This is a genomic window from Aminobacter sp. HY435, assembly GCF_027568395.1.
Classification (GTDB): Bacteria; Pseudomonadota; Alphaproteobacteria; order Rhizobiales; family Rhizobiaceae; genus Aminobacter.
In genome coordinates, this window is sequence record NZ_JANKZL010000004.1 from 458,437 (window position 1) to 481,721 (window position 23,285).

Below are 23,285 nucleotides of genomic sequence, written 5' to 3' on the forward strand. Positions count from 1 at the left end.
GGCGCGGCGACCGAAGGACAGGTGGTCTCAGGGCAGCCGCTCCGGATAAAATTCGGAAGAAGGATCGGGCCTGCATGAGCGTGATGATCAAGGACACCGTCGTCAGCGAAAGCGACATGATCGCAGCCGCCGAGCGCGCGCTGGCTGACATTTCAAAGGTGCGCACCGGCGTCGGCCGCGTCATCTTCGGCCAGGAAAGCGTGGTCGAACGGACGTTGGTGGCGCTGCTGGCCGGCGGACATGCGCTGCTGGTCGGCGTTCCCGGCCTGGCCAAGACCAAGCTTGTGGAGACTCTCGGCGTCGTTCTGGGGTTGGACTCGCGCCGCATCCAGTTCACGCCCGACCTGATGCCATCGGATATCCTCGGCTCGGAAGTGATGGAGCAGGACGGTCAGGGCAAGCGCTCGTTTCGCTTCATCTCGGGGCCGATCTTCGCGCAGCTGCTCATGGCAGACGAGATCAACCGCGCCAGCCCACGCACCCAGTCGGCACTGCTGCAGGCGATGCAGGAGTATCACGTGACGGTCGCCGGCGCCCGCTACGACCTGCCTGCCCCGTTCCACGTGCTGGCGACGCAGAATCCTCTCGAGCAGGAGGGCACCTATCCCCTGCCCGAAGCGCAGCTCGACCGCTTCCTGATGCAGATCGACATCCTGTACCCCGACATCGACGCCGAGCGGCGCATCCTGCTCGAAACGACCGGTATCGAAGATGCAAAGGCGCAGAACGTGCTCGACCCCGAGCGCCTGAAGAGCATCCAGCAGTTGATCCGCCGCATGCCGGTGCCCGAAAGCGTGGTCGAGGCGATCCTCAGGCTCGTTCGCTCCGCCCGGCCCGGCCAGGGCAACATCGAGACCGACAAGCACGTGTCTTGGGGTCCTGGCCCCCGCGCCAGCCAGGCGCTGACGCTCTGCGCCCGCGCCCGCGCGCTCTATGACGGGCGGCTCGCCCCCTCGATCGACGACATCAGGGCACTGGCCGAACCGGTGCTGCAGCACCGCATGGCGCTGACTTTTGCCGCCCGCGCCGAAGGCATGACCGTTCGCGACGTCGTCGCCAGGCTGGTCAAGGATATCTGATGGCGCGCATCGGCGAGGCGTCGGCACCGGTTGCGACCAGCGATGCGCTTGCCCGCGGCAGGCTGCGCGCCTCGCTGGTGCCTGACCTGCTGGTCGAGGCCCGCCGGATCGTCAACACGGTGATTGCCGGCTGGCACGGCCGCAAGAAGCGCGGCATCGGCGAGAATTTCTGGCAGTTCCGCCCCTATGTGCAGGGCGAAGCCATGGCCCGCATCGACTGGCGCCGCTCCGCCCGTGACGACCACACCTATGTCCGCGACCGCGAATGGGAGGCAGCGCACACGGTCTGGCTATGGGCCGACCTGTCACCGTCGATGCTCTACAAGTCGAAGGGCGCCACTGTTTCCAAGGAATCGCGCGCGCTCGTGCTGGTGCTGGCGCTGGCCGAACTGTTGTCGCGCAGCGGCGAACGCATCGCCTGGCCCGGCCTGACCGATCCGTTCAACGCCCGCAACGGCGCAGAGCGGCTCGCCTCGCATCTGGCGCAGGCGATTTCGCTGCCCGCCAAGCCCGAGCTGTCGGCCATCCGCCGATTTTCGGATGTCGTGATCGTCAGCGACTTCCTCGACCCGGCCGAGGAGACGATGGCCTGGCTCGACACGCTGGCCCGACATGGCGCCCGCGCCCACCTGATCGAGGTCGCGGACCCGGCGGAAGAGAGTTTTCCCTATGCCGGCCGCACCGAGTTCACCGACCCCGAGACCGGCGAAAAGCTGACTGCCGGCCGCGCCGAGCAACTGGCCGAAGCCTACCGCAACCTCTATGCCGCGCGGCGCCATGAACTGGCGGCCTGGTGCAAGCGCCTCGGCTGGAGCTACACCGTCAACCACACTGATCGCCTTGCCTCCGATGCGCTTGTCCACATCCACATGGCGATGACCTCGGAAGGCCACGGACCGGGAGGCCGCCGATGACCTGGCTGCCGCTCTCCTTTGGCGCGCCGGCGGTGCTGTGGGGCCTGCTTGCCCTGCCCGTCATCTGGTGGCTGCTCAGGCTGACCCCGCCCAAGCCGCAGGCCGAGATCTTTCCGCCGCTAAAGATCCTCGCGCGGGTATTCAAGAAGGAAGAGACGCCACACCAGAGCCCGTGGTGGCTGACACTGCTGCGTTTGGTGATGGCCGCGCTGGTTGTGCTTGCTCTCGCCGACCCGATCTTCAATCCGCGCGAAAAGCTGCCGACCGGCGGTGCGGCGCTGGCGCTGGTGGTCGACAATGGCTGGGCGAGCGCGCCCGACTGGAAACGCCGCACGGCGACGGCCGAACGGCTGATCGCCGACGCCGGTGCCGCAGGCCAGCCCGTTGTCCTGGCCTTTACTGCCGAAAAACCCAATGCCGAAATCGGCCCCTTCGACGCGCAGACAGCGCTCGACCGGCTGCGCGCCACGGCGCCGCGCCCGATCCCGACCGACCGGCCCGCAGTCTACGCGAGGGTCGCCGATGCGCTTGCCGCGCTTCCCGGTGCCAGCGTAGCCATACTCGACGATGGGCTCGCCAATGCCGGCGACGAACAGGCGTTCACCACCCTGCTGGGCCGGAATCCGGCCAATCTTTTGTGGGCGTCGCCCGAACGCATCGACGTCAAGGGCCTGACGGCTGCTGAAAACGAGATGGAAGGCTTTGCCTTGACCGTCATCCGCGCGCCAGGCGATCCCGCCCCCGGGGCCGTGAGCGCCGGCGCGTTCGACGACAAGGGCCGACGCATCGCCGACGCCACGCTTTCATTCGGCCCCGGAGAGACGACAGCGACCGCGACAATGGCCGTGCCGTTCGAGCTGCGCAACGACTTTGCCTCGATCGCGCTCGATGGCCAGCCGCAGGCGGGCGCCGTCCGCGTGCTCGACGATAGCTCGAAGCGCCGCCGTGTCGGGCTTCTATCCCAGGTCGACGCCGAAGACTCCCAGCCGCTGCTGGCGCCCCTCTACTACATCCGGCGAGCGCTCGAACCCTTTGCCGACCTGACGGAGCCGACAAGTTCGGATCTTGCCGAAGCGATTCCGCAGATGCTGGAACAGAAGCCGGCAATGATCGTCATGGCCGATGTCGGCACCATCCCCGAGCTGGCGCGCCAGAAGCTGCTGGCCTGGCTCAACGAGGGCGGCACGCTGGTGCGCTTTGCCGGCTCGCGCCTGGCTGCCGCCGGCAATGACGAAGAGCTGTTGCCGGTCAGGTTGCGACTGGGCGAACGTTCGCTTGGCGGCGCCTTGTCGTGGACCGCGCCCCAGCCGGTAAGCGATTTCCCGGCGACGGGTCCGTTCAGCGATCTTGCGCCGCCCAACGAGGTGACGGTGAGCCGTCAGGTTCTCGCCGAGCCGACGCCCGATCTTGCCCAGAGCACCTGGGCCAATCTCGCCGACGGCACGCCTTTGGTGACAGGAGCGCGGCGTGGCAAGGGGACGCTCGTCTTGTTCCACATCGCACCGCAGGCGACCTGGTCGAACCTGCCGATCTCCGGAAGCTTCGTCGAAATGCTGCGCCGCATTGTGCAGCTGTCGCGCAACCAGGGCACCGGGGCGGCCGGCGTCGAAGGCAAACCGGTTTCACTCGCGCCTTATCGCATGATCGCGGCGGACGGCCTGCTGGTGCCGCCGACGCCCGATGCGCGGCCGTTGCTTGCCGGTTCCGGCGCGCTGCCCGTCACGCTTGAAAATCCACCTGGCCTCTATGGCAGCGAGGAAGGCGTTCTGGCCCACAACCTGCTTGCCGCCGACAGCACGTTCGCGCCGTTGGTACGTCCCCAGGTGGCCGTTCCCGTGACTGAAATCCGCTATGCCTTCGACGAATCCCGCAATTTGAAGGGGCTGCTGATCGCCGCCGCCTTGGCGCTTATGGTGCTGGACACGCTAGCCGTCTTGTGGATGGGCGGCATGTTCTCCCGCCGCCGCACCAAGGGTGCAAGGACCGCCACCGCCGCCGCGATAGCTCTGCTCGCCCTCGGCGCGCTGTTCGTCCAGCCAGACCCCGCGCGGGCAGACGACTCCAGGCCAGGTGATCTCGAAGCCGTGGAGGCAATCTCGCGCACGCGCATAGCCTATGTCTTGACAGGCGAAGCCTCGGTCGACGCGATCAGCCGCGCCGGCATGACCGGGCTGACGCAGTTCCTGATCGAAAAGACAGCACTCGAACCCGGCGAGCCGGCGGGCGTCGACATCGCCAGGGACGAACTCGCGTTTTATCCGCTGATCTACTGGCCTATCGATCCGGCTGCCCCGATGCCCAGCGAGGCGGCGATCGGCCGCGTCGACGCCTACATGAAGCAGGGCGGAACCGTGCTGTTCGACACCCGCGATCAATTCGCGAACGGCATTGGCGCGGATTCGGCCAGCCCGGCAACCGAACGCCTGCGCGACATCCTGTCGAACCTCAATGTGCCGCCGCTCGAGCCGGTGCCAACCGATCACGTACTGACCAAGGCCTTCTTCATCCTTCCCGAATTCCCGGGCAGGTTCAACGGCAGCCCGCTCTGGGTCGAGGCGTCGATCGAGGCCTCCAATGCCGAAGGTCGGCCAGTGCGCACCGGCGACGGCGTCACCCCGATCATGATCACCGCAAACGATCTTGCCGGCGCCTGGGCCATCGACGAGACCGGCGCGCCGATGCTGCCGACAGTGCCGTCCGATCCGATGCAGCGCGTCTATGCGCTGCGCGCCGGCGTCAACATCATGATGTACATGCTCACCGGCAACTACAAATCCGACCAGGTGCACGTGCCTGCCCTGCTCGAACGGCTGGGGCAATAGAGATGAACAGCTTGTACGGACGCTCTATGCTCGCCCCTCACCCTTACCCTCTCCCCGTGAACGGGGAGAGGGGTTCGCCAACGTGTCCGCTTGACCCTTCTCCCCGTATTTCACGGGGAGAAGGTGCCGGCACGCGGATGAGGGGCGGCAGCACCAGTTCGAGGCATTGCCCATGAACTGGTCCATCGCCTTTGAACCCCTGCTGTCATGGATGTGGCTTGCCGTCTTGCTCGTGCCACTTGCCCTGCTTGTGCTGGCGAGCCTCCTTACCCGCCAGCGCGGCGCGTGGCTGCGGCTTGCCGCACTGGCGGCGCTTGGCCTTGCGCTTGCCAATCCGGTCATCCTCGACGAAGAACGTGAGCCGCTCAAAAGCGTGGTCGCCATTGTCGTCGACCGCAGCCAGAGCCAGGATATCGGCGAACGCACCGCTCAGACGGATCAGGCGGTCGAGGGGTTGAAAGAGCGGCTGGCGCGCTTCCGCCAGTTCGAGGTTCGCGTCGTCGAGGCCGGCCGCTCGGACGCCGCCGACGACCGCACCGAGACCCGGCTTTTCGCAGCGGTTGAGAGCGCCTTCCGTGACGTTCCGCCCTCGCGCATCGGCGGCGCGGTGATGGTCACCGATGGCCAGGTGCACGACATCCCCGGCGCGCCTGTCGTCAACGCGCCGCTGCATGCGTTGATAACAGGCGAGGAAAACGAGCGCGACCGTCGCATCCGCTTCGAAAACGCGCCGCGTTTCGGCATCGTCGGCAAGCCGCTCGACATGACCTATCGCGTCATCGACACCGGCGGCGAAGCCGCCGCGGTCGACGTCAGGGTATCGATCAACGGCGAGCAGGTTTCGGTCCAGCGCGCCTTTGTCGGGCAGGAAATGCCGCTGCAGATCACCGTGCCGAGCGCCGGCCGCAACATCGTCGAACTGGCCATCGACCGCATTCCCGGCGAACTGACCGACACCAACAACCGGACCATCGCTCTGGTCGACGGCATTCGCGAAAACCTGCGCGTGTTGCTGGTCTCGGGCGAACCGCATGCGGGCGAGCGTACTTGGCGCAACCTGCTCAAGTCCGACGCCTCGGTCGACCTCGTGCACTTCACCATCCTGCGTCCGCCGGAAAAGCAGGATGGCACGCCGATCAACGAACTGTCGCTGATCGCCTTTCCGACGCGCGAACTGTTCGTCGAGCGGATCAACGACTTCGACCTGATCATCTTCGATCGCTACCAGCACCGCGACGTGCTGCCGATCCTCTATTACGACTACATCGCCGAGTACGTCGAAAAGGGCGGTGCGCTGCTGATCGCGGCCGGCCCCGAATATGCCGGCGACCAGTCGATCGCCCACACGCCGCTGATCGCCGCCCTGCCCGCCATGCCCAACGGCGATGTCGTCGAAAAGCCGTTCTATCCGCGCCTGACCGAGCTCGGGCAACGCCATCCGGTGACGCGCGGGCTCGAGGGTTCGGCGCAAGAGCCACCACGCTGGAGCCGCTGGTTCCGCCAGATCGGCATCGATCAGCCCCAGGGCGAGGTCGTCATGAAGGGCGCCGACGACAAGCCGCTGCTGTTGCTCGATCGCAAGGGCGAAGGCCGGGTCGGCATGTTCCTGTCCGACCAGGGCTGGCTCTGGGCGCGGGGTTATGAGGGCGGCGGCCCGCATGTTTCGCTCTATCGCCGCATCGCGCACTGGCTGATGAAGGAACCCGAACTCGAGGAAGAACGCCTGACCGCCGACGGCCGCGGCATGGTGCTCGACATCCGCCGCCAGACCATGCGCGACGAGGCCGGATCGGCCCGTGTCATCACGCCTTCGGGCGAGACGCTCGATGTGCCGCTGAAAAAAAGCGAGCCCGGCGTCTTCACCGGCAGCATCGAAGTCGCCGATATCGGCCTTTACCAGGTCGGCAATGGCGATCTCACGGCGCTTGCCCATGTCGGACCGGTCAACGCACCCGAATTCACCGATGTCGTGTCGACCGAAAACGTCCTGCGGCCGGCAACCGAGGCGGCGGGCGGAGCCATTCGCAGGCTGGCGTCGAATGGCCTGATCGGCAGCGGCATTTCGCTGCCCAGCGTGGTTCCGGTGCGGGGCACGACAGAAGCTGCCGGGCGCGACTGGATCGGCTTCCGCACCACCGACGACAGCGTCCTCAGATCGGTGTCGCGCGTGCCCCTTTTCGGCGGTTTCCTCGGCCTTGGCCTGCTGCTGCTGGCGCTTGGCTCGATGTGGTATCGCGAAGGCCGGTAGGGCGACCGCTGTTCCGGCGCCTTACATTCTCTACTGGCCGAGTTGCACAGCAGCTCTCCCAGCATGGAACCGCGGGCGGCTTCATGGCGATTAAGACGTCCTGATCGGTCCCAGTTCGCGCCCGAGAATGGACGCAATCGCGCAAACTCACTCTTCCGGCTCGGTCGTGAATTGCAGCGGATAGCCTTTTGCGCGGCCAGCCTCGGTCGCGCGTGTCGCCTTGGTCTCGGCCACGTCCCTGGTAAACACAGCCACCACGCACACGCCGCGCTGGTGGGCGGTGATCATCACCCGGTAGGCCTGATCCTCCGACATATGGAACTCGCCCTTGAGCACCGTGACGACAAAGTCGCGCGGCGTGAAGTCGTCATTGACGAGGATGACCTTATGCAGCTTCGGCCGCTCGGTCTTCGGTCGGAGCTTTGTGCGTGGAACCGTGGTGGTTTCGGGCATGGCAAAACGCGCCTCATGCTCACGTCTCAATAGTATGGTGTCGATCGAAGCGCTCTGCAATGATGCTCGGAACCAGTTCCCCCGCCGACCATTGTGCAAGGAGCCGCCCGGGTCGCTAAGAAAAATACGCGCACATTGTAGGATCGGGCAGTGGCCATTCGTCCTTGCAACGTCATAACACGAGGAGAAGAACTATGTCCTATGTCGACGGGTTTGTGCTCGCCGTGCCGAAAGGCAAGATCGAGGCCTACAAGGAGATGGCGCGCCTCGGGAGCGAGGTCTGGAAGGACCACGGCGCACTCGCCTATGTCGAGTGCCTGGCCGACGACGTGCCCTATGGCGAACTCACGTCCTTTCCCCGCGCAGTGCAGGCCACGGAAGATGAGACCGTCGTCTTCGCGTGGGTCGTCTACCGCTCGCGAGAGGAACGCGACGAGATCATGAAGAAAGTGATGGCCGATCCCCGCATGGAGGGCGACATGGACAACATGCCCTTCGACGGAAAGCGCATGATCTTTGGCGGCTTCAAGCCATTCATCGAAAGCTAGCCTGAAGGATATCGTCGCTGCGGCTATCGCCGCCAAGTGAACGACCACTCCGTCCGCCGGCACCTGAAGATCCAGGTGCCGGCGGAACGCTGTTGAGCCAACACATTGACCGTCTTTGACAGTTGACCGCGGCAACCATTCCGTGAATATGGGAGAAGACCCCCGCATAAGGTGCATTGCGCAGAATATTTCCCGCATAGGTAGCAGGCGGGTGCAACCTATGGACGGAACAACTCGATGCAGCGCCTATCGACCAGCGACGTGCCGGCACGTGACCGCCTTCCCTATCTGCATGATTTCGTAGCCCGCCATGTCGCAGGCTTGCGCTTCAGGCCAGCAGACAGCGACACCTTTGCTTTCGACGTCGCCGCCTACTTTCTCGATTCCGGCACGACGATAGGTACCGCCTGTTACTCGGCGGTTCACGGCGAGCGCCCCAAGGACCTGATGGCCGTCGATGGCCGGCAGGACTATCTCATGACCATCCACACCTCTGATTACGAGGTTGCGATCGAGGGCAAGAACCCACTGGTTATCAAGGCCGGTGACATCACCCTCGTCAACGAGGGCACGCCAATGGCATTTGCTTTGCCGTCGACATTGCTCAAGGTCGTTGCGCTGGACGAGGCTCGCCTGGCCGCACTTGCGCCGCGCGTCAGGAGCAAGGGCTTCCACCACATTGCCGTGGGCTCGGCAGGCACCAGCCTTTTGACCGGCTACGCCGATCTTTTGCGGGCGGCGGCGCCGGTCGGTGAACTCGAAAGCCGCCTTGCAAGCACCCATATCTATGATCTCGCAGCCCTCGTCGTGCAGGGCGGCGGTGCGGAGGCAGCCGAAAAAGCGCGGCCCAGCCTGGGCGCCGCGCGGCTCGAACTGGTCAAGGCCGACATCCTCAAGCATCTGACCGATCCCGAATTCGGCATTTCGGGTGTGGCACAGCGCCAGGGCGTGACCCCGCGCTATGTCCAGCGGCTGTTCGAGCAGGAAGGACAGACTTTTTCGGAATTCCTGCGCGACGCGCGGCTCGACCTGGCCATCAAGAGGCTGCAAATCCTCGGCAACAATGCTTCGACCATTTCCACCATCGCCTTCGACACCGGCTTCGGCGATCTCTCGCATTTCAACCGCGTCTTCCGCCAGCGCTTTGGCGCGACGCCAAAAGAAATCAAGGCTGCAGCACTGCGGCGCTGCCAATAAGTTGCATTTGGTTCGCGAAAAGCCGCAACAGTTCGCCCACAGCCAAGACCGCCCCATCAGCGCGTCGTAAACAAGTGCCATGGTTGATCGATGCATCCGCTGGCGGGGGTTTTCGCCCGGGACTGCATAGGTTGACCAATGCGGACCGCCGAGGGGGCAGACTCGGCGGTCCGCCATTCCGGCATGGCGCCGGTTCATCTCCATGAAAATCGAGAGAGATGCATGAAACGGGCAACCCTATTGATATGCTGCGGCCTGTTGGCGGCCTGCAGCCAGACCAACACCGCAACCGACACCTCCCCGCAACTTGCAGCAGCCGCGGCAAGACCGGCAGCCAAGGGCAAGGCCGGCAAGGCGATGACCGCGCAGCAACGCTGCGAGGAAGCGATGCAGAAGGCGGCCAAAGCGCAGACGAATGCGGCGATGCTTGGCGGCGCGCTGTCGATGGTCGGCGGCTTTGGCGGGTTCGGCGGAAGTGGCGGCGCGATCGCGGCATCAGCCGCTTCGGTCGGCGGCTCGCTTGTCCAGGCCAAGGCGCAGAACGACGCCGACCAGGCGATGCAGACGGAGTGCATGGGATGAGCTTGCTATCGAAGCGTCATCTGGCGGCAGCGCTGACCGCAGCGGCAATGCTGTTCGGCGGCGCAATGGTGCCACCGGCCATGGCCCTGACGGAAGACGAAGTCGGCACGGTCACGCGGATTCTTGGCGAGCTCGAACCTGAATTCGGCAAGATCGCCTATGACGAGACCGTCGCCGACGAGTGGTTCGAGCAGGACCAGGAAAATGAAGGCCGCATCGCCAAGGCCGGTTTCACGCGCGAGAGCTGGAAAGAGGCGCTCGACGCAACCTTCATGGGCTATCTCGCGACCATTCCGGAGTCCCAGTTCGAGGCGGAGATGACAAAAATCGAGGCACGGCTTGAGACCAGCTCGACCATGAACGCCGAGCAGAAGACCGCTATGCGCGAGATCATGAACGAGCAGTTCGCCGAGATCCGCGCCCTGCGCGAAAGCGGCCGCGACTATGTCGATACCGTTCGGCCCTACGCCGACCATCTGCACGCGGTCTTCGGCGACCCGGTCAACTGACCGCAGGAACGTCACGCCGCGAGGCCTTGGCGAGCCCAGACTCGCCAAGGTTTTTGCGGCGCTACTGCTATCGCCTGAGCACCGCGCTCAACACATCGCGAATGCCGATCGCGCCGACAAAGCGCGACTGGTCGTCGAACAGCGCCACCGGCGACGTCTGCGAACGATGCATGGCAAGCATGACCAGCTTGAGCGATGTGCCAGGCTTGGCCCAGAACACATGCGGCGCATCCTCGGAGAGCTTTTCGATATCGTCGACCGAGACCCATACGGCTGGTTGGCCGTTGCGCTCGGCAGCTGCCACCAGCCCCTGATCATCGATCTTGAAGCGCGTCGTCTTGCGTCGGTCGAGCCACAGCCAGCCATCGCCGTCATCCTCGAGATCGCGGCGGTCGCGCATCACGTTCCAGGCGGTCAGCACCGACAGCGGATTCACATTGGCGATGAAGTCGCGGACATAATCGTTGGCCGGTCGCAGCACGATATCCTCGGGCGGCCCGGACTGAACGATGCGCCCGCCCTCCATGATGGTGATGGTGTTGCCGATCTTGAGCGCTTCCTCGAGATCGTGGCTGACGAAGATGATGGTTTTCTTCAATGTCTTCTGCAGCTGCAGCAGCTCATCCTGGAGCTTGGTGCGGATCAACGGGTCGAGCGCCGAGAACGGCTCGTCCATCAAAAGGATCGGCGCTTCGGTGGCGAATGCGCGGGCGAGACCGACGCGCTGCTGCATGCCACCGGACAGTTCATGGGCATACTTCTTGGCCCAGGGTGTCAGGTTGACGAGATCGAGTTGCTTGCCGACCTTCTGCTTGCGCTCGGCATCAGGCATGCCGGCAAGTTCGAGGCCAAGGCCGACGTTTTCCTCGACCGTGCGCCACGGCAGCAGACCGAACTGCTGGAACACCATGGCGACCTGGTGCTGGCGCAGGCGGCGCAAGGTCGCCTCGTCGCAGGAGACGACGTCGACCATCCTGTCGCCGTCCTTGACCATGACCTGGCCGCGCGACACGATGTTGAGCCGGTTGACAGCACGCAACAGCGTCGACTTTCCAGAACCAGACAGGCCCATCAGCACCGAGATCTCACCCTCGTTGACGGTGAGGTTGGCGCCAGCGCAGCCCAGCACATTGCCGGTTTTCTCGAGGATTTCGGCACGGCTGGCGCCGCTGTCGATCAGGCTGAGCGAGCCCCTGGTGTCGGTGCCGAAAACGATGTCGACATTCTTGAAATCGACGGCGACGTTCATTTCTTGCCTCCCACGCCGATGCGCGTCATGCGGTCGAGAACGATGGCCAGGACCACGATGGCGAGGCCCGCTTCAAGTCCGAGATCGATCTTGCGCGAACCGAGCGCACGGTTGATTTCGGTGCCGAGGCCGCCAGCGCCGATCAGCGCGGCGAACACCACCATCGACAGCGACAGCATGATGCACTGGGTTAGCCCGGCCATGATGGTGGGCAGTGCCGCAGGCAGCTCGACCTTCCACAGAAGCTGCCGCTTGGTGGCGCCGAAGGCCTGCCCGGCTTCGATGATGGCGGTCGGCACCGAGACGACGCCGAGATGTGTCAGGCGCACGGCCGTTGGAATGACGAAGATGATGGTGACGATCAGGCCGGGCGCGTTGCCGAGGCCAAACAGGGTCAGAACCGGGATCAGGTAGACGAAGGTCGGCAGCGTCTGCATCAGGTCGAGCACCGGCAGCATGAAGCGGTAGACCTTGGGCTTGTGCGCGGCCCAGATGCCGAGCGGCACGCCGATGGCCATCGAGGCGGCAGCGGCTGCCACAACCAGCACCAGCGTTTCGACCGTCTGCTTCCACAGGCCCTGGTTGATGATGAACAAAAGGCCGAGCAGGACGCCGATCGCCAGCCCGCGCGACTTCTGCAGATACCACGCGAGCAGGGCGATCAGCGCGGCAAGAGCAACCGGCGGCACCAGAAGCAGGCCATCGACCATGCCGTCGAGAATGAAGTTGAGACCGCTGGAAAACCCGCGGAAGAAGGCATTGAAGTTATCCGTGAGGAAGGTGAAGAACGCCTTGCCCCACGCCCCGACCGGAATCTTGTAGGCCGCAAGAAATTTCGAAATCGGATCCATGTCGTCCCCTCTCGCCGAAAGCCCTCGCTCGTTTCGAGCTTGTTATCGCATGGCTAAACAAAAAGGGCAGCCGAAAGCTCGTCCGGCCGCCCTGTTCATCCGCCGGAGCGGCTTACTGCAGCGCAGCCTTGACGGCTGCGGCGGCATCGCCGCCATCAAGCGTTGTGACGCCGGCGAGCCAGGGCGTGGCCGCATCCGGATTGGCCTTCAGCCAGTCCTTGGCGACGTCATTGGCGTTGCCGCCCTTGAGGATGGCGTCCATCATCGTGCCTTCCATCTCAAGGTTGAACTTGAGGTTGGACAGGAACTTGCCGACGTTCGGGCATTCCTGGAGGTAGCCCTTGCGTACGTTGGTGCTGACAGTGGCCGCGCCGAAGCCCGAGTCACCCATGCCATCGAGGTAGGTGATGTCCATCGCGCCCATGACGGGGTGCGGCGTCCAGCCGAGGAACGCGATCCACTCCTTGCCCTTCATCGACTGCTCGGCCTGGGTCAGCATGCCGGCTTCCGACGATTCGACCAGCTCGAAACCTTCAAGGTTGTCGGCCGGGTTCTTGATCATGTCGAGGATGATGCGGTTGCCGTCATTGCCGGCTTCGATGCCGTAGATCTTGCCGCCGAACTTGTCCTTGAACTTGCCGAGGTCGGTCAGCGTCTTGACGCCGGCTTCCGCGACATAGGTCGGCACGACGATGCCGTAGCCGGCGCCGCTGAGATTCTCGCCGATGGTCTCGACCGAGCCGTCGGCAGTGTAATCCTTGATGTCGTTGGTCATCGACGGCATCCAGTTGCCCAGGAAAACGTCGAGGTCCTTGTTCTTGAGCGAGGCGTAGGTGACGGGCACCGACAGCTGGATGACCTGCGGCTCGTAGCCGAGCGCGGTCAGAAGCACGGAGGCGACACCCGTGGTCGCCTGGATATCGGTCCAGCCGACGTCGGAAAGCCGGACCACCTTGCAGCTTTCGGCGTCGGCGGCGAAAGCGACGCCAGAGGAAAGGAACGCCGACACACCGAGTGCGGCGGCGAGTGTTTTCATGCGCGACATGTAGATTTCTCCCATTCAGTATTATGACGGCAAGCGATACTGTTGTTGTTCGTCTTTGTCGCGAGCCAAACATCATTTTCCTTTGGATTCAAGTGACTGACCCAACGACCGACGCCGCAGGCTGATCCATCAGCGACATGGCGCCGGTTTTTTTGCAGTGGACGGCGGCAACCGGCCTCTCCCCGCTTCCGCCGGGTTCCGTCTAAAAGAACGGCATGGCTAAGCTCTATTTCCACTACGCGACAATGAACGCCGGCAAGACGACCATGCTGTTGCAGGCGTCCTACAACTATCGCGAACGCGGCATGACGACGATGCTGTTCATCGCCGGCCACTACCGCAAGGGCGATACAGGCTACATCTCCTCGCGCATCGGGCTGGAAGCCGAGGCCGAGATGTTCCGCAACGGCGACGACCTGCTTGCCCGCATCTCCGAGCATCATCGCCACGCCACCGTGCATTGCGTATTCGTCGACGAAGCGCAGTTTCTCGAGGAAGAGCAGGCCTGGCAGCTGGCGCGGGTCGCCGACAGGCTCAACATTCCCGTCATGTGCTACGGCCTGCGCACCGACTTCCAGGGCAACCTGTTTTCCGGCTCGCGCGCTCTTTTGGCCATCGCCGACGACCTGCGCGAGGTGCGCACCATCTGCCGCTGCGGTCGCAAGGCGACGATGGTCGTCCGCCTTGGTTCCGACGGCAAGGTGGCGAGACAAGGCGAGCAGGTGGCAATCGGCAAGGACGTCTACGTGTCGCTATGCCGCCGCCACTGGGAAGAAGAAATGGGCCGCGCCCAGCCCGACGACTTCATCGGATTTGCTTCGCTGCCCTGACGACTGTCCTCACAAACAATCAGAGAAGTATCGCAGCGTGGAGCCAAGACGAGACAAGGTCGACTTTTTCATCATCGGGGCTCAAAAAAGCGGCACGACCGCGCTTGCCAGCTTTCTCACCCGACATCCAAAGCTGCAGATGGCCTCCGTCAAGGAAGTGCATCACTTCGATGACGAGAGGCATGTCGACTGGTCCAGCCCGGATCACGGCCGGCTTCACCGCCACTTTGAATGGAATGCCGACGACGTGCTGCGCGGCGAAGCCACCCCGATCTACCTCTACTGGCCACCGGCGCTGCCACGCCTGCGGGCTTACAATCCAGACGCAAAGCTGATCGTAGCGCTTCGGCATCCGGCATTTCGCGCGCACTCGCATTGGCGCATGGAAGCGGCAAGAGGCCTGGAAAAGCTGGATTTCGAAACCGCCGTGGCTGAAGCTGGGCGCGCGCGCGTCCGCAGCGCTCCCTCCGGCGTGCACAGGACATTCTCCTATGTCGAGCGGGGGCATTATGGCGGCCAGATCGAGAGATTGCTCGGGCTGTTCCCCCGCAAGCAGATACATTTCTTTCGCACCGACCGGTTGTGGCTCGATCCTGCCGGGGTCCTGGCTGGTATTGAAGATTTTCTCGACCTGCCAAATCAGTTGGCGGACATTGGGCAAGAGTACATCGTGCCTGTCGAGGCCCCCGGTTTCGGCAGAATTTCCCAGAAGACATTCGAATATCTGACGCAGCACTACATCACGGACATCCTGCTAACCGAGGCTGCCACGGGGTTGCGCCTGTCGGATTGGCTGGCCCCATCATATGCGGAGCCGATGCCACGTGGGGCCGAGCCGAGCATGTCAAAGGCTTGATTTAGACGTCGTCATAGTCGCGGTCCAATTCGACTTTGGACCTGACCATAATCGCAAGGGATGACTGTCCCCGTCTTTCAATCGCAAGATGCGCCACATATATTCGGCGCCACTGTCCCGCATTCGTCACCGGAGGAACGTATGGCCACGCTGCAGAATTTCGATGCCGAAATCGCCAAGACCAAGCAGGTCGTGGAGGACATGCGGACCAAGATCGAGCAATCCGGCACGGTGCTCGACACCATTGCCAAGACCGACGAGAAGATCGGCGCCTCCGATTTCGACATCGAAAACGCCCGCATCCAGGACGTGCTCAAGCAGCAGAAGGTGATGGAAGGCAATATCGCCGACCTGATCATCGGGCTTGAGGACGCCACCAATGTGTTCGGCTCCGAATTCGAAAGCATGAAGAGCTTCACCGGCTGGGAAACCTTCGTCGGCATCTTCTCCGACGAGAGCAAGCAGCGCATGCGCACCGACCGCGTCCGCAACATGTCGCTGGCCGGCAATTTGCAGGAACTGCTGGTCAAGTCCGACACCATCGTCGGCATCCTGAAGGCGCAGAAGGACGTGCTCGACTCGCGCTACAAGACCTCGGAAGCAAGCCTTTCGCAGGTCATCGAGCGCCGCAAGACCACCATGGCCAATCTCGAGGCGACGCAGAAGCGCATCGAGGAGTTGAACCCGCTGCTGCTCGACATCGAAAACAAGATCGCGGCTTCGACGAGCCAGAAGGAGCGCACCGAACTCGAATCCGAGCGCTCCAAGCTCGCCACCGAATACAACGAGAAGCAGGCCAAGGAGCAGGAAATCCTGGCCGAGAGCCAGACGCTCGAACGCTACACCTCGATGTTCCAGACATTCGTCGATTCGCTGAACAACCAGATCGCGGCGCAAAATACGCTGATCAACAAGCTGACCATCGATACCGAGCAGCGCATCGTGCTGTACAAGGCGCTGGAAGACTCGCTGAAGACGGCAGCCCAGCAGGACGTCGCCCACAAGATCAACACGCTTGGCTCCAAGGTCGACAACACCGCCGAGGAGACGATGGCCGGCATTGGCGCCGCCGCGCAGAAGCACATCGGCGACCTGCTCGAAATGCACGAAAAGAACATGGTGGCGACCGCCGACATCCAGCGCCGCAAGAAGCTTGCCGACGACGCTTTCGCCCGCCGCTTCGACGAGGTGCTGAAGAAGCACAACGCTTCGGACTACGTGCAGAGCTGAGGCAAGCGCGAACGGCTATCCCTTTGCATAACGCCCCCTCACCGGCTCGCTACGCTCGCCACCTCTCCCCCATTTCTTGGGGGCGAGGAAGCGCGGCGGAGAAGCCCGCACCCTTACCCTCCCCCTTGTGGGGAGGGCCGGCGAGCGAGCTTTGCGCAGCAAAGTTTGTGAGACGGGGTGGGGGTAAGCCCGTTATCACACTCTTTTCACCCCCACCCCGCTCCGCTTCGCGGATCGACCCTCCCCACAAGGGGGAGGGTAAGGCAGCGCCATGACACCCACCGACGATCCCGCCGTCCGTTATTTCGATGCCATGGCGGCAGCGTTGAGCGGTCTTGAAATCTTCATGCGCGACGACCGCTCGCCGCTTTATCGCCATGACATCGTCGCCAAGGTGGCGGCCGAATACATCGCGCGGCTGGAACGCTCCTTCGCCTGCTGGCGCAACCGCCTCGGGTTCATGGAAACGTTCAAGATTTCCCGCGCCGAAAGCGGCTTTCCGGTGTTCCAGAACGTGCTCGAACTGGAAAACGACCGCAGGACGGCAGCGCAGCGGCTGGCGAGCATCCCGCCGCCGGGCGAATTGCGCGAGGAGATGGCCGATTTCATCCTGCGCCACAAGGAGTTTCCCGAAGCGCTGCAGCGCTCGATGGCCGAGCGGCTCTATCTCGAAGACGTCAAGGACGGCGTGACCTTCTCGCCGTTCATCCTGGCGCAGACGGCCAAGGTCTCGGTCAATCCGAAATCGATGCGGCCCTATTATCTCGTCCACTGGGGCAGCTTCGACGGCACCGCCAACCTGCCGCTGATCTACATGGCGACCGTCGAGGATTCGTCCGAGGCGATGATCGAGCAACTGGTCGACACAGCAACCGGAAAGCTCAACGAAAAGGTCGACATCCCCCTGCCGGTCGACGGCCTGCTCAACCCCGACCTCGCCCACCGCTTCGACGATTTCACCGAGAAGAATTCGGCCTATTCGCTGTCGCCGCTGACGGTGGCGACAAATCTCGACAAGGACTTTCCCGAACTGCACCCCAAGCAGCTCCGGCGCATGGTGCTCGGGCCGTTCTATTCGGCTGGGATCACCGAGCACAATTCGACCGTCAGCGAGGTGCTGTCAAAGGTGCGCAAGGCCGAGAATGCCTGGCTTCTGACCTGGACCATCCAGGAGGTCTATTCCAAGGCCGAGAAACCGGGCCGCAAGGGCCTGTGGTCGAGCGAGCCGGCCAGCGAGGAATTCTTCATCAACACCGACGACCTCGAGGCCGTCCGCCAGGGCGTGTCGGGCTACGAAAAGCACGCGCTGATCCCGCACGAGGCCTACCAGGCGCTTTATGCCGCCGGCGAGGCCGAGAAGATCTTTGGCGGCTACAAGGTGCACATCCTGTCGAAGGGACAGGTGATCTCGGATGTGTAGCGCGCGAACAACTTGGGGCGGCTCTGCCCCTCACCCTTACCCTCTCCCCGTGAAGAACGGGGAGAGGGAGGCGTCGACGTTGCGGCCAGCCTCCTTCTCCCCGTCCTTACGGGGAGAAGGTCCGGCAGGAGATGAGGGGCAGCGCCAACGCTCCCCTGAACGAGCGAGGGATCAATGGACACCGGCCTGACCACGATTTCTGAAGCCGACATCGAAAAGCACCGCGCCACAGCGCAGAGCTTCATCACCCGCATCGTCGTGCTGGAGGATTCCTCCGGCCAGTCGGGCACGACGCTTGCCGGCACCAACCGGCGCTTCGTCTCGACGGTGTCGACGGGTTCGATCCGCAAGACGCGCGAGGTCGAGCTGCAGAAGACCGTCACGGCGATCCGCCCCGACGACCAGCTGATGTCGATCCCGCAGCACACGCTTTTGTTCCGCGCACGGCGCGGCATTGCGGTGGCGCTTGCCGTCTCCGATATCTTCTCACGCTCGACCGATCTTGAGGCGCTACAGGCGAAGAATGCGCGCGCGCCGCTCGAAGGCGACGAAGCCAGCCACTTCAAGAAGCTGCTGTCGGCCTCGGCCTATGTCGCCGCCTTCACGCTCTCCTCCTATCTCGCCCAATTGATCGATAGCGACGGCGAGGCGCCCAACGACGTGACCGAGCCGGATTTCCTGTTCGACACGCCGCAGGATGCTGTGAAGTCGATCCTTTCGGGTCTCGACCGGGCGCTTGCGGGCGCCAGGGACGACGCCGATTTGCTGACCCGCGGCCGCGCCTTTGCTCGCGTCGCGATCGAGGGCCTGCTCCAGCGCAAGGGCCGTTTCGACGGCATCGGCGCTTTCGAGAACGCCCATATCCGCATCGACGCCGACGACTTCACCCTCGACGGCTTCGATGTCGCGCCGGGCAAGAAATCGAAGCCGCTGGTGATGACCTTCAAGAAGCCCGAAGAGGTCGTCGGCAACCACATCGCCAAGTTCCAGTCGGTCCGGCTCGCCAGGATGCTGATGGCTTATGACTTCGAGCGCGAACTGAACCCCTTCGTCGAGCTCGGCGGTTTTTTGTTCACCTTCATTGGGGACGGCGCGCCGGGCACCGGCAAGACCACGCTGATCCAGATGATCGCGGGCCTGGTCAACAACTACTGCCAGGTCGCCGGCTATCCCTTCGCCTACGAGAACTTCGGTGTCGACCAGATCTCGTCATACCAGGGCAAGTCGGGCCAGAACTGCCGCCAGTTCATCAACAACGTGCTCAACCCGCGCGCCATCGGCTTCGGCACCATCGACGACATCGACCAGGTGGCGGCCAAGCGCTCCGACGACCGGGCGTCAGCAGGCCAGCAGGAAATCACCGGCGTGCTGATGGACGCCTTCGCCGGCGCCGGCACCGTCGTGCGTGGCAACTGCTCCTTCGGCATGTTCTCGAACTATCCGGAAAATGTCGACGATGCGCTGAGGCAACGCGCCGGCGCGCGCTGGCTGGTCGACGGCCCGCAGACCCGCGACGACTACATCGACATCTTCGTCCTGCTCGCCGGCAAGAACCACAAGATCCCGCTCGGCGAGCACGATCTCTATGCCGCCCAGGAGATCCAGCGCGCCGTGACCGAGGCCTATGAGGAGCACGCAAAGCCGCAGGAAGATGGCCTGGAAAAGGTCTTCGAGCGCTTCATGAAGGACAATGGCGCGCCCAAGACGCTGGCCGACGTCGGCACCTACCTGCACATGATCAAGGAAGCCGAGCCGCGCTTCACCGGCCGCGCCATCAAGAACGTCACCGACGCCATCAAGATGCGCGCCATGGACATCGAACTGCCCGACGAGTGGTTCGAAAAGCCCGAGGCGTTCATGCACAAGGGCTACGACGAGAAGAAGGCGATGATCGAGGAACTGCGCGGGCCGTTCTCTATGGACATGGTGATGCAGGAGATCAACCGCTACGCCGACTCTGAGTTCCGCTACTCCGACAAGTCCGACGATGCCGCGGTGTCGAAGCTTTTGCGCGACGCAAGGCTGCGCGAGCGGGCTGCAAAGGAGATGGAAGGGCTGAAGGCAAAGGGGCTGTGGAATGCGTGATCTTTCCTTCTCCCCGTTCACGGGGAGAAGGTGCCCGAAGGGCGGATGAGGGGCAGCACTGTGCGTGGCGGAAATGACCTCAAGACCTCGCGGGCACGCCAACTTCGGCAAGTGGACAATGATGCCGAGGATAGACTCTGGTCCGAACTTCGCTCGCGACGATTGAACGGTCACAAGTTTGTTCGTCAGATGCCGGTTGGACCCTATTTCGCGGACTTCGCCTGCCGCGAGGCCAATCTCGTGGTCGAGGTTGATGGCAGCCAACACGCGCGAGACACGCGGGACGCATATCGCGACGAAACAATGAACCGAAACGGATGGTCAGTGATCAGATTTTGGCACATCGACGTACTCCAGCAGCGCAAGCAGGTGCTGGACACGATTGTTGCCGCACTTGACGGTCGGCTCGACAGCAAGACAATCACCTTGGATCTGAAGTTTTTTCCTGCACATTCGAACGAGGATCACCTGTGAAGCTTGGTGCTGCCCCTCATCCGCCCTTCGGGCACCTTCTCCCCGTGAACGGGGAGAAGGAATAATGAACCTCCTGCGCGACAACGAACTGATCTACGGCCGGCTTTTGTTGGTCGATGAACCGCATCTCGTCGACCGCTACAACAAGGCACTGAAGGCGTTTGGGCTGGAGCCGACCAGGCTGAAGAGCTTCCGGATCGACCGCACGGGCTTTTCGCCCGAGGTCGCCGAGGAGTTGGGCGACTATCAGTATCTCGACCCCAACGGGGTCAACCGCCGCTTTATCATCTTGACGCCGTCGCAGATCGACCTGCCGGTCGTGCACACGGCGTTCTCCAACACCTCGCAGTTGGTCTTCGAATTCATGTCGAAGAACCAGCGCGCCATCAACGCGCTGACGATCAAGGACGTGATCTACGGCGAGATCGAGGATTCGGTCTCCAAGGTCGAGGACATCGAGTCGCTGCTGTCGATCAGCCAGGTCGAATTCCGCGTGCTCTCGGCCGAGGACGTGCTCGGCAAGGCCGCCGAACTCGGCAAGCTGGTCGACCGGCTGAAGCAGCAGCCGGACGCCTGGCGCGACGACGCCATGCTCCGGCATATGGTCGAGCTCGCCAAGGTCTGCGGCGACATCCGCGAGAACGCGCTGGTGCCCGACCAGGTCATCTTCCGCCACAACGCCTTTTGGACCAGCCATTTCGGCGGGCTCTACGTGTTTGTCGATCCTGATGTCACCACCGTCATCAGCGACCCCTCCGCGCCGGGTTTCCGCCGCTCGCGGCCGTGGCAGGTGAGCTATCTGTCGATCAAGGACGCCGACAAGGTGTTCAAGTTCCTGGCTTCGACCGGGCGCCTCGACCTGCCGCGCGCCTCGTGGATCGAAAGCTCCGGCTATCTCGAGCACCGCGCCGAAATGGCGGTGCGCGCGCTGATCCGCCAGGCCGAACCGAAACGCGATCTTGGCAAGGTCGACAAGGTCTGGCTGCAGACCTGGATCCATGGCCATGCCGATGCGCTCAACCGCGACGGCACCTTCCCGTTCCTGAATGGCGCCAAGCGCGAGATCGCCCAGCTTGGCCAGTTGCGGCTTGATGAAGTGGCGCCGCAGCACCGTTTCCTGGCGGTGCGCGCCAAGCCCGATCATCCCGACGCCTGGTTGACCAATCGCCTGATCTCGGAGTTTGTGCCTGCCGACTTCGTGTCGCGTTATGTCTTCAACAAGCAAGGTTTCTACAAGGACTACCAGAACCTCAACGAAGTCTGGCGATCCAATGTTGTGGACACGCTGAAAAACTCATATCTGAAAGACAAGGCAGCGTTTCGCACACAGCTCTACGGCCTGACCGACTGAGGGGATTCCTGAATGCTTGATCCGATCGTGAATTTCTTCACCCGGATGTTCCAGTTGATCGGGCGCGGCATCGGTTTCGCCGTCGGCATCGTGCTGTGGCCATTCATGTGGCTCGGCCGCTGGTACATGCAGCGTGGCATGGCCCTGAAGGCCGTCGTCGGGCTGGTGCTGGCCGGCATCGTCGGCCTCTACGCCTATTTCTTCTACGTCACCCAGTTCTGGAAGGATTTCGATCCGGATTATTCGGCGCGCGTGATTGCGGCTTCCGGCACCGTACAGGCGGCAAACGCGCTGGCCGGCGACCCGATCGCGGCGCCTGCCGCCGGCGCAGCCGGCGCCGCCACCCCGCCGGCAGCCGCGCCGCAGAGTTGCAAGCGCTCCGAAATCGCCGCCATGTCTGCCGATCTGGTCGACTTCAACGTCAACCGCAACGCCTGGATTTCGTCGATGCTGGCCTCGAAGCTCGGCCTGTTCGGCGTGCCATGGCGCAGCACGCCCTTCCTCGACAACAAGGCGGCATTCCAGCTCGGCATCAACCAGGTACTGCGCCGCACCACGACCGAACTGGTGGACGCCTTGGGCCGCGCCCGCGGCACCTCACGCATCGACCAGAACCTGCAGGATGCACGCACGGCACTCGCCTGGGATGAAGACGCCTGGTACATCGGCATGCGCGGTCCGACCCGGCCGACGCCCAGCGTCTACCGCGAGGCCATCCAGAAGCTGAATGCCTTCAACGCGTCGCTGGAAAAGTGCCAGGCGACGTTCGATGCGCGCGCCGACAACCTGCTGCAATTCCTCGACCGCATCGCCGGCGACATGGGCTCGACGTCGGACATCCTGCGCAGCCAGATCGAGGCTTCCGACGCAGGCTGGTTCGACCCGCGCGCCGACGACCGCTTCTGGTTCGCCTATGGCCAGCTCTACGCCTACTACGGCATCCTGGCCGCCACCCGCGAGGACTTCTCCGCAGTCATCCGCGAGCGGAACCTGACAACCTTGTGGGACACCATGCAGACCCAGCTGCGCGACGCCCTCAATATCCAGCCCTGGATCATCTCCAACGGCAACGAGTCGAGCTCGCTGTTCCCCTCGCATCTGGCGACGATGGGCTTCAACCTGTTGCGCGCGCGCTCGCAGATCGTCGAAATCCGCAGCGTCCTCGACCGGTAAGGCATTGCGCGCCCGACAGGCGCGCGACGCTTCCCGACGCGACGGCGACACTGTCGCAATCCGTGCATTGGGCGGCTGTTTTGAGACGGCGGCACGGAGTAGTGTCGCGTTTCTATGCGCCCACGAGCACGGGTGCTGCTGCCCGCTCACACAAAGTCTGAATTCCGGAGGAGCCGTCATGGCCGAGCACAAGACTGACATCGAAATCGCGCGTGGAGCGAAAAAGAAGCCGATCCAGGAGATCGGGGCCAAGATCGGCATTCCGACCGAGCATCTTTTGCCCTACGGCCACGACAAGGCGAAGGTCTCGGCCGAGTTCATCGCCAATGCGCGCAAGAACAAGGACGGCAAGCTGATCCTGGTCACCGC

At 63.5% G+C, this 23,285-nt stretch carries 21 protein-coding genes; 17 read left to right on the forward strand and 4 right to left on the reverse strand.

The window, feature by feature from the left end; genetic code table 11:
* Window positions 1–74 precede the first annotated feature (74 nt).
* The 4 genes from PCJ21_RS07070 to PCJ21_RS07085 all read left to right on the forward strand — a co-directional run bounded on the left by PCJ21_RS07070 (window position 75) and on the right by PCJ21_RS07085 (window position 7,063).
* Entirely contained in the window at window positions 75–1,079 is a 1,005-nt protein-coding gene (locus tag PCJ21_RS07070; protein WP_269930664.1) for an AAA family ATPase, read from the forward strand.
* Window positions 1,079–1,993: a DUF58 domain-containing protein gene (locus PCJ21_RS07075; RefSeq protein WP_269930665.1), complete on the forward strand. Its 915-nt coding sequence runs from the start codon at window positions 1,079–1,081 to the stop codon at window positions 1,991–1,993. The genes PCJ21_RS07070 and PCJ21_RS07075 overlap by 1 nt, the downstream gene beginning before the upstream one ends.
* Window positions 1,990–4,815 carry a DUF4159 domain-containing protein gene (locus PCJ21_RS07080; protein ID WP_269930666.1) on the forward strand — a complete coding sequence of 942 codons (2,826 nt, stop codon included), beginning with the start codon at window positions 1,990–1,992 and terminating at the stop codon, window positions 4,813–4,815. Before PCJ21_RS07075 ends, PCJ21_RS07080 begins: the two co-directional genes overlap by 4 nt.
* Before the next feature lie 172 nt (window positions 4,816–4,987).
* Window positions 4,988–7,063 carry a hypothetical protein gene (locus PCJ21_RS07085; RefSeq protein WP_269930667.1) on the forward strand — a complete coding sequence of 692 codons (2,076 nt, stop codon included), beginning with the start codon at window positions 4,988–4,990 and terminating at the stop codon, window positions 7,061–7,063.
* Window positions 7,064–7,210: 147 nt separating this feature from the next.
* Here PCJ21_RS07085 and clpS read toward each other — a convergent pair whose 3' ends face one another.
* A complete protein-coding gene (clpS, locus tag PCJ21_RS07090; RefSeq protein WP_269930668.1) occupies window positions 7,211–7,516 on the reverse strand; it encodes an ATP-dependent Clp protease adapter ClpS in 306 nt (101 codons plus the stop codon).
* A gap of 194 nt (window positions 7,517–7,710) precedes the next feature.
* Between clpS and PCJ21_RS07095 the strand changes: the two genes are divergently transcribed.
* The 4 genes from PCJ21_RS07095 (at window position 7,711) to PCJ21_RS07110 (ending at window position 10,352) form a co-directional block, all read left to right on the forward strand.
* Entirely contained in the window at window positions 7,711–8,064 is a 354-nt protein-coding gene (locus PCJ21_RS07095; RefSeq protein WP_269930669.1) for a DUF1428 domain-containing protein, read from the forward strand.
* A gap of 237 nt (window positions 8,065–8,301) precedes the next feature.
* Complete coding sequence (locus PCJ21_RS07100) at window positions 8,302–9,261, forward strand: helix-turn-helix transcriptional regulator (protein ID WP_269930670.1); 960 nt, start codon at window positions 8,302–8,304, stop codon at window positions 9,259–9,261.
* A 222-nt stretch (window positions 9,262–9,483) separates the two neighbouring features.
* On the forward strand, window positions 9,484–9,843 hold the full coding sequence (locus tag PCJ21_RS07105; RefSeq protein ID WP_269930671.1) for a hypothetical protein: 360 nt from the start codon (window positions 9,484–9,486) through the stop codon (window positions 9,841–9,843).
* Window positions 9,840–10,352 (forward strand): hypothetical protein, encoded by a 513-nt coding sequence (locus tag PCJ21_RS07110; protein ID WP_269930672.1) that lies wholly within the window; start codon window positions 9,840–9,842, stop codon window positions 10,350–10,352. The genes PCJ21_RS07105 and PCJ21_RS07110 overlap by 4 nt, the downstream gene beginning before the upstream one ends.
* Before the next feature lie 67 nt (window positions 10,353–10,419).
* On the opposite strand, the gene choV is transcribed toward PCJ21_RS07110, so the two are convergent.
* The 3 genes from choV to choX all read right to left on the reverse strand — a co-directional run bounded on the left by choV (window position 10,420) and on the right by choX (window position 13,497).
* On the reverse strand, window positions 10,420–11,601 hold the full coding sequence (gene choV / locus PCJ21_RS07115; RefSeq protein WP_269930673.1) for a choline ABC transporter ATP-binding protein: 1,182 nt from the start codon (window positions 11,599–11,601) through the stop codon (window positions 10,420–10,422).
* Window positions 11,598–12,452 carry a choline ABC transporter permease subunit gene (gene choW / locus PCJ21_RS07120; RefSeq protein WP_269930674.1) on the reverse strand — a complete coding sequence of 285 codons (855 nt, stop codon included), beginning with the start codon at window positions 12,450–12,452 and terminating at the stop codon, window positions 11,598–11,600. The genes choV and choW overlap by 4 nt, the downstream gene beginning before the upstream one ends.
* A 112-nt stretch (window positions 12,453–12,564) precedes the next feature.
* Window positions 12,565–13,497 carry a choline ABC transporter substrate-binding protein gene (gene choX, locus PCJ21_RS07125; protein ID WP_269930675.1) on the reverse strand — a complete coding sequence of 311 codons (933 nt, stop codon included), beginning with the start codon at window positions 13,495–13,497 and terminating at the stop codon, window positions 12,565–12,567.
* A 215-nt stretch (window positions 13,498–13,712) separates the two neighbouring features.
* On the opposite strand from choX, the gene PCJ21_RS07130 reads away from it, so the two are divergent.
* From PCJ21_RS07130 to PCJ21_RS07170, 9 genes are all read left to right on the forward strand, one after another.
* Window positions 13,713–14,327: a thymidine kinase gene (locus PCJ21_RS07130; protein ID WP_269930676.1), complete on the forward strand. Its 615-nt coding sequence runs from the start codon at window positions 13,713–13,715 to the stop codon at window positions 14,325–14,327.
* A 37-nt stretch (window positions 14,328–14,364) separates the two neighbouring features.
* Window positions 14,365–15,183 carry a sulfotransferase domain-containing protein gene (locus PCJ21_RS07135; protein WP_269930677.1) on the forward strand — a complete coding sequence of 273 codons (819 nt, stop codon included), beginning with the start codon at window positions 14,365–14,367 and terminating at the stop codon, window positions 15,181–15,183.
* Window positions 15,184–15,324: 141 nt separating this feature from the next.
* Window positions 15,325–16,413, forward strand: coding sequence for a hypothetical protein (locus PCJ21_RS07140; protein WP_269930678.1), 1,089 nt, complete (start codon window positions 15,325–15,327; stop codon window positions 16,411–16,413).
* Window positions 16,414–16,684: 271 nt separating this feature from the next.
* Window positions 16,685–17,833: a hypothetical protein gene (locus tag PCJ21_RS07145; RefSeq protein ID WP_269930679.1), complete on the forward strand. Its 1,149-nt coding sequence runs from the start codon at window positions 16,685–16,687 to the stop codon at window positions 17,831–17,833.
* A 174-nt stretch (window positions 17,834–18,007) separates the two neighbouring features.
* Entirely contained in the window at window positions 18,008–19,918 is a 1,911-nt protein-coding gene (locus PCJ21_RS07150) for an AAA family ATPase (protein ID WP_269930680.1), read from the forward strand.
* A 60-nt stretch (window positions 19,919–19,978) separates the two neighbouring features.
* Window positions 19,979–20,392 (forward strand): endonuclease domain-containing protein, encoded by a 414-nt coding sequence (locus tag PCJ21_RS07155; protein WP_269930706.1) that lies wholly within the window; start codon window positions 19,979–19,981, stop codon window positions 20,390–20,392.
* Window positions 20,393–20,456: 64 nt separating this feature from the next.
* On the forward strand, window positions 20,457–21,743 hold the full coding sequence (locus PCJ21_RS07160) for a DUF6638 family protein (protein WP_269930681.1): 1,287 nt from the start codon (window positions 20,457–20,459) through the stop codon (window positions 21,741–21,743).
* A gap of 12 nt (window positions 21,744–21,755) precedes the next feature.
* Window positions 21,756–22,916: a DUF2333 family protein gene (locus tag PCJ21_RS07165; protein ID WP_269930682.1), complete on the forward strand. Its 1,161-nt coding sequence runs from the start codon at window positions 21,756–21,758 to the stop codon at window positions 22,914–22,916.
* A gap of 178 nt (window positions 22,917–23,094) precedes the next feature.
* A partial coding sequence (locus tag PCJ21_RS07170) for a formate--tetrahydrofolate ligase (protein ID WP_269930683.1) occupies window positions 23,095–23,285 on the forward strand: 191 nt, incomplete at its 3' end.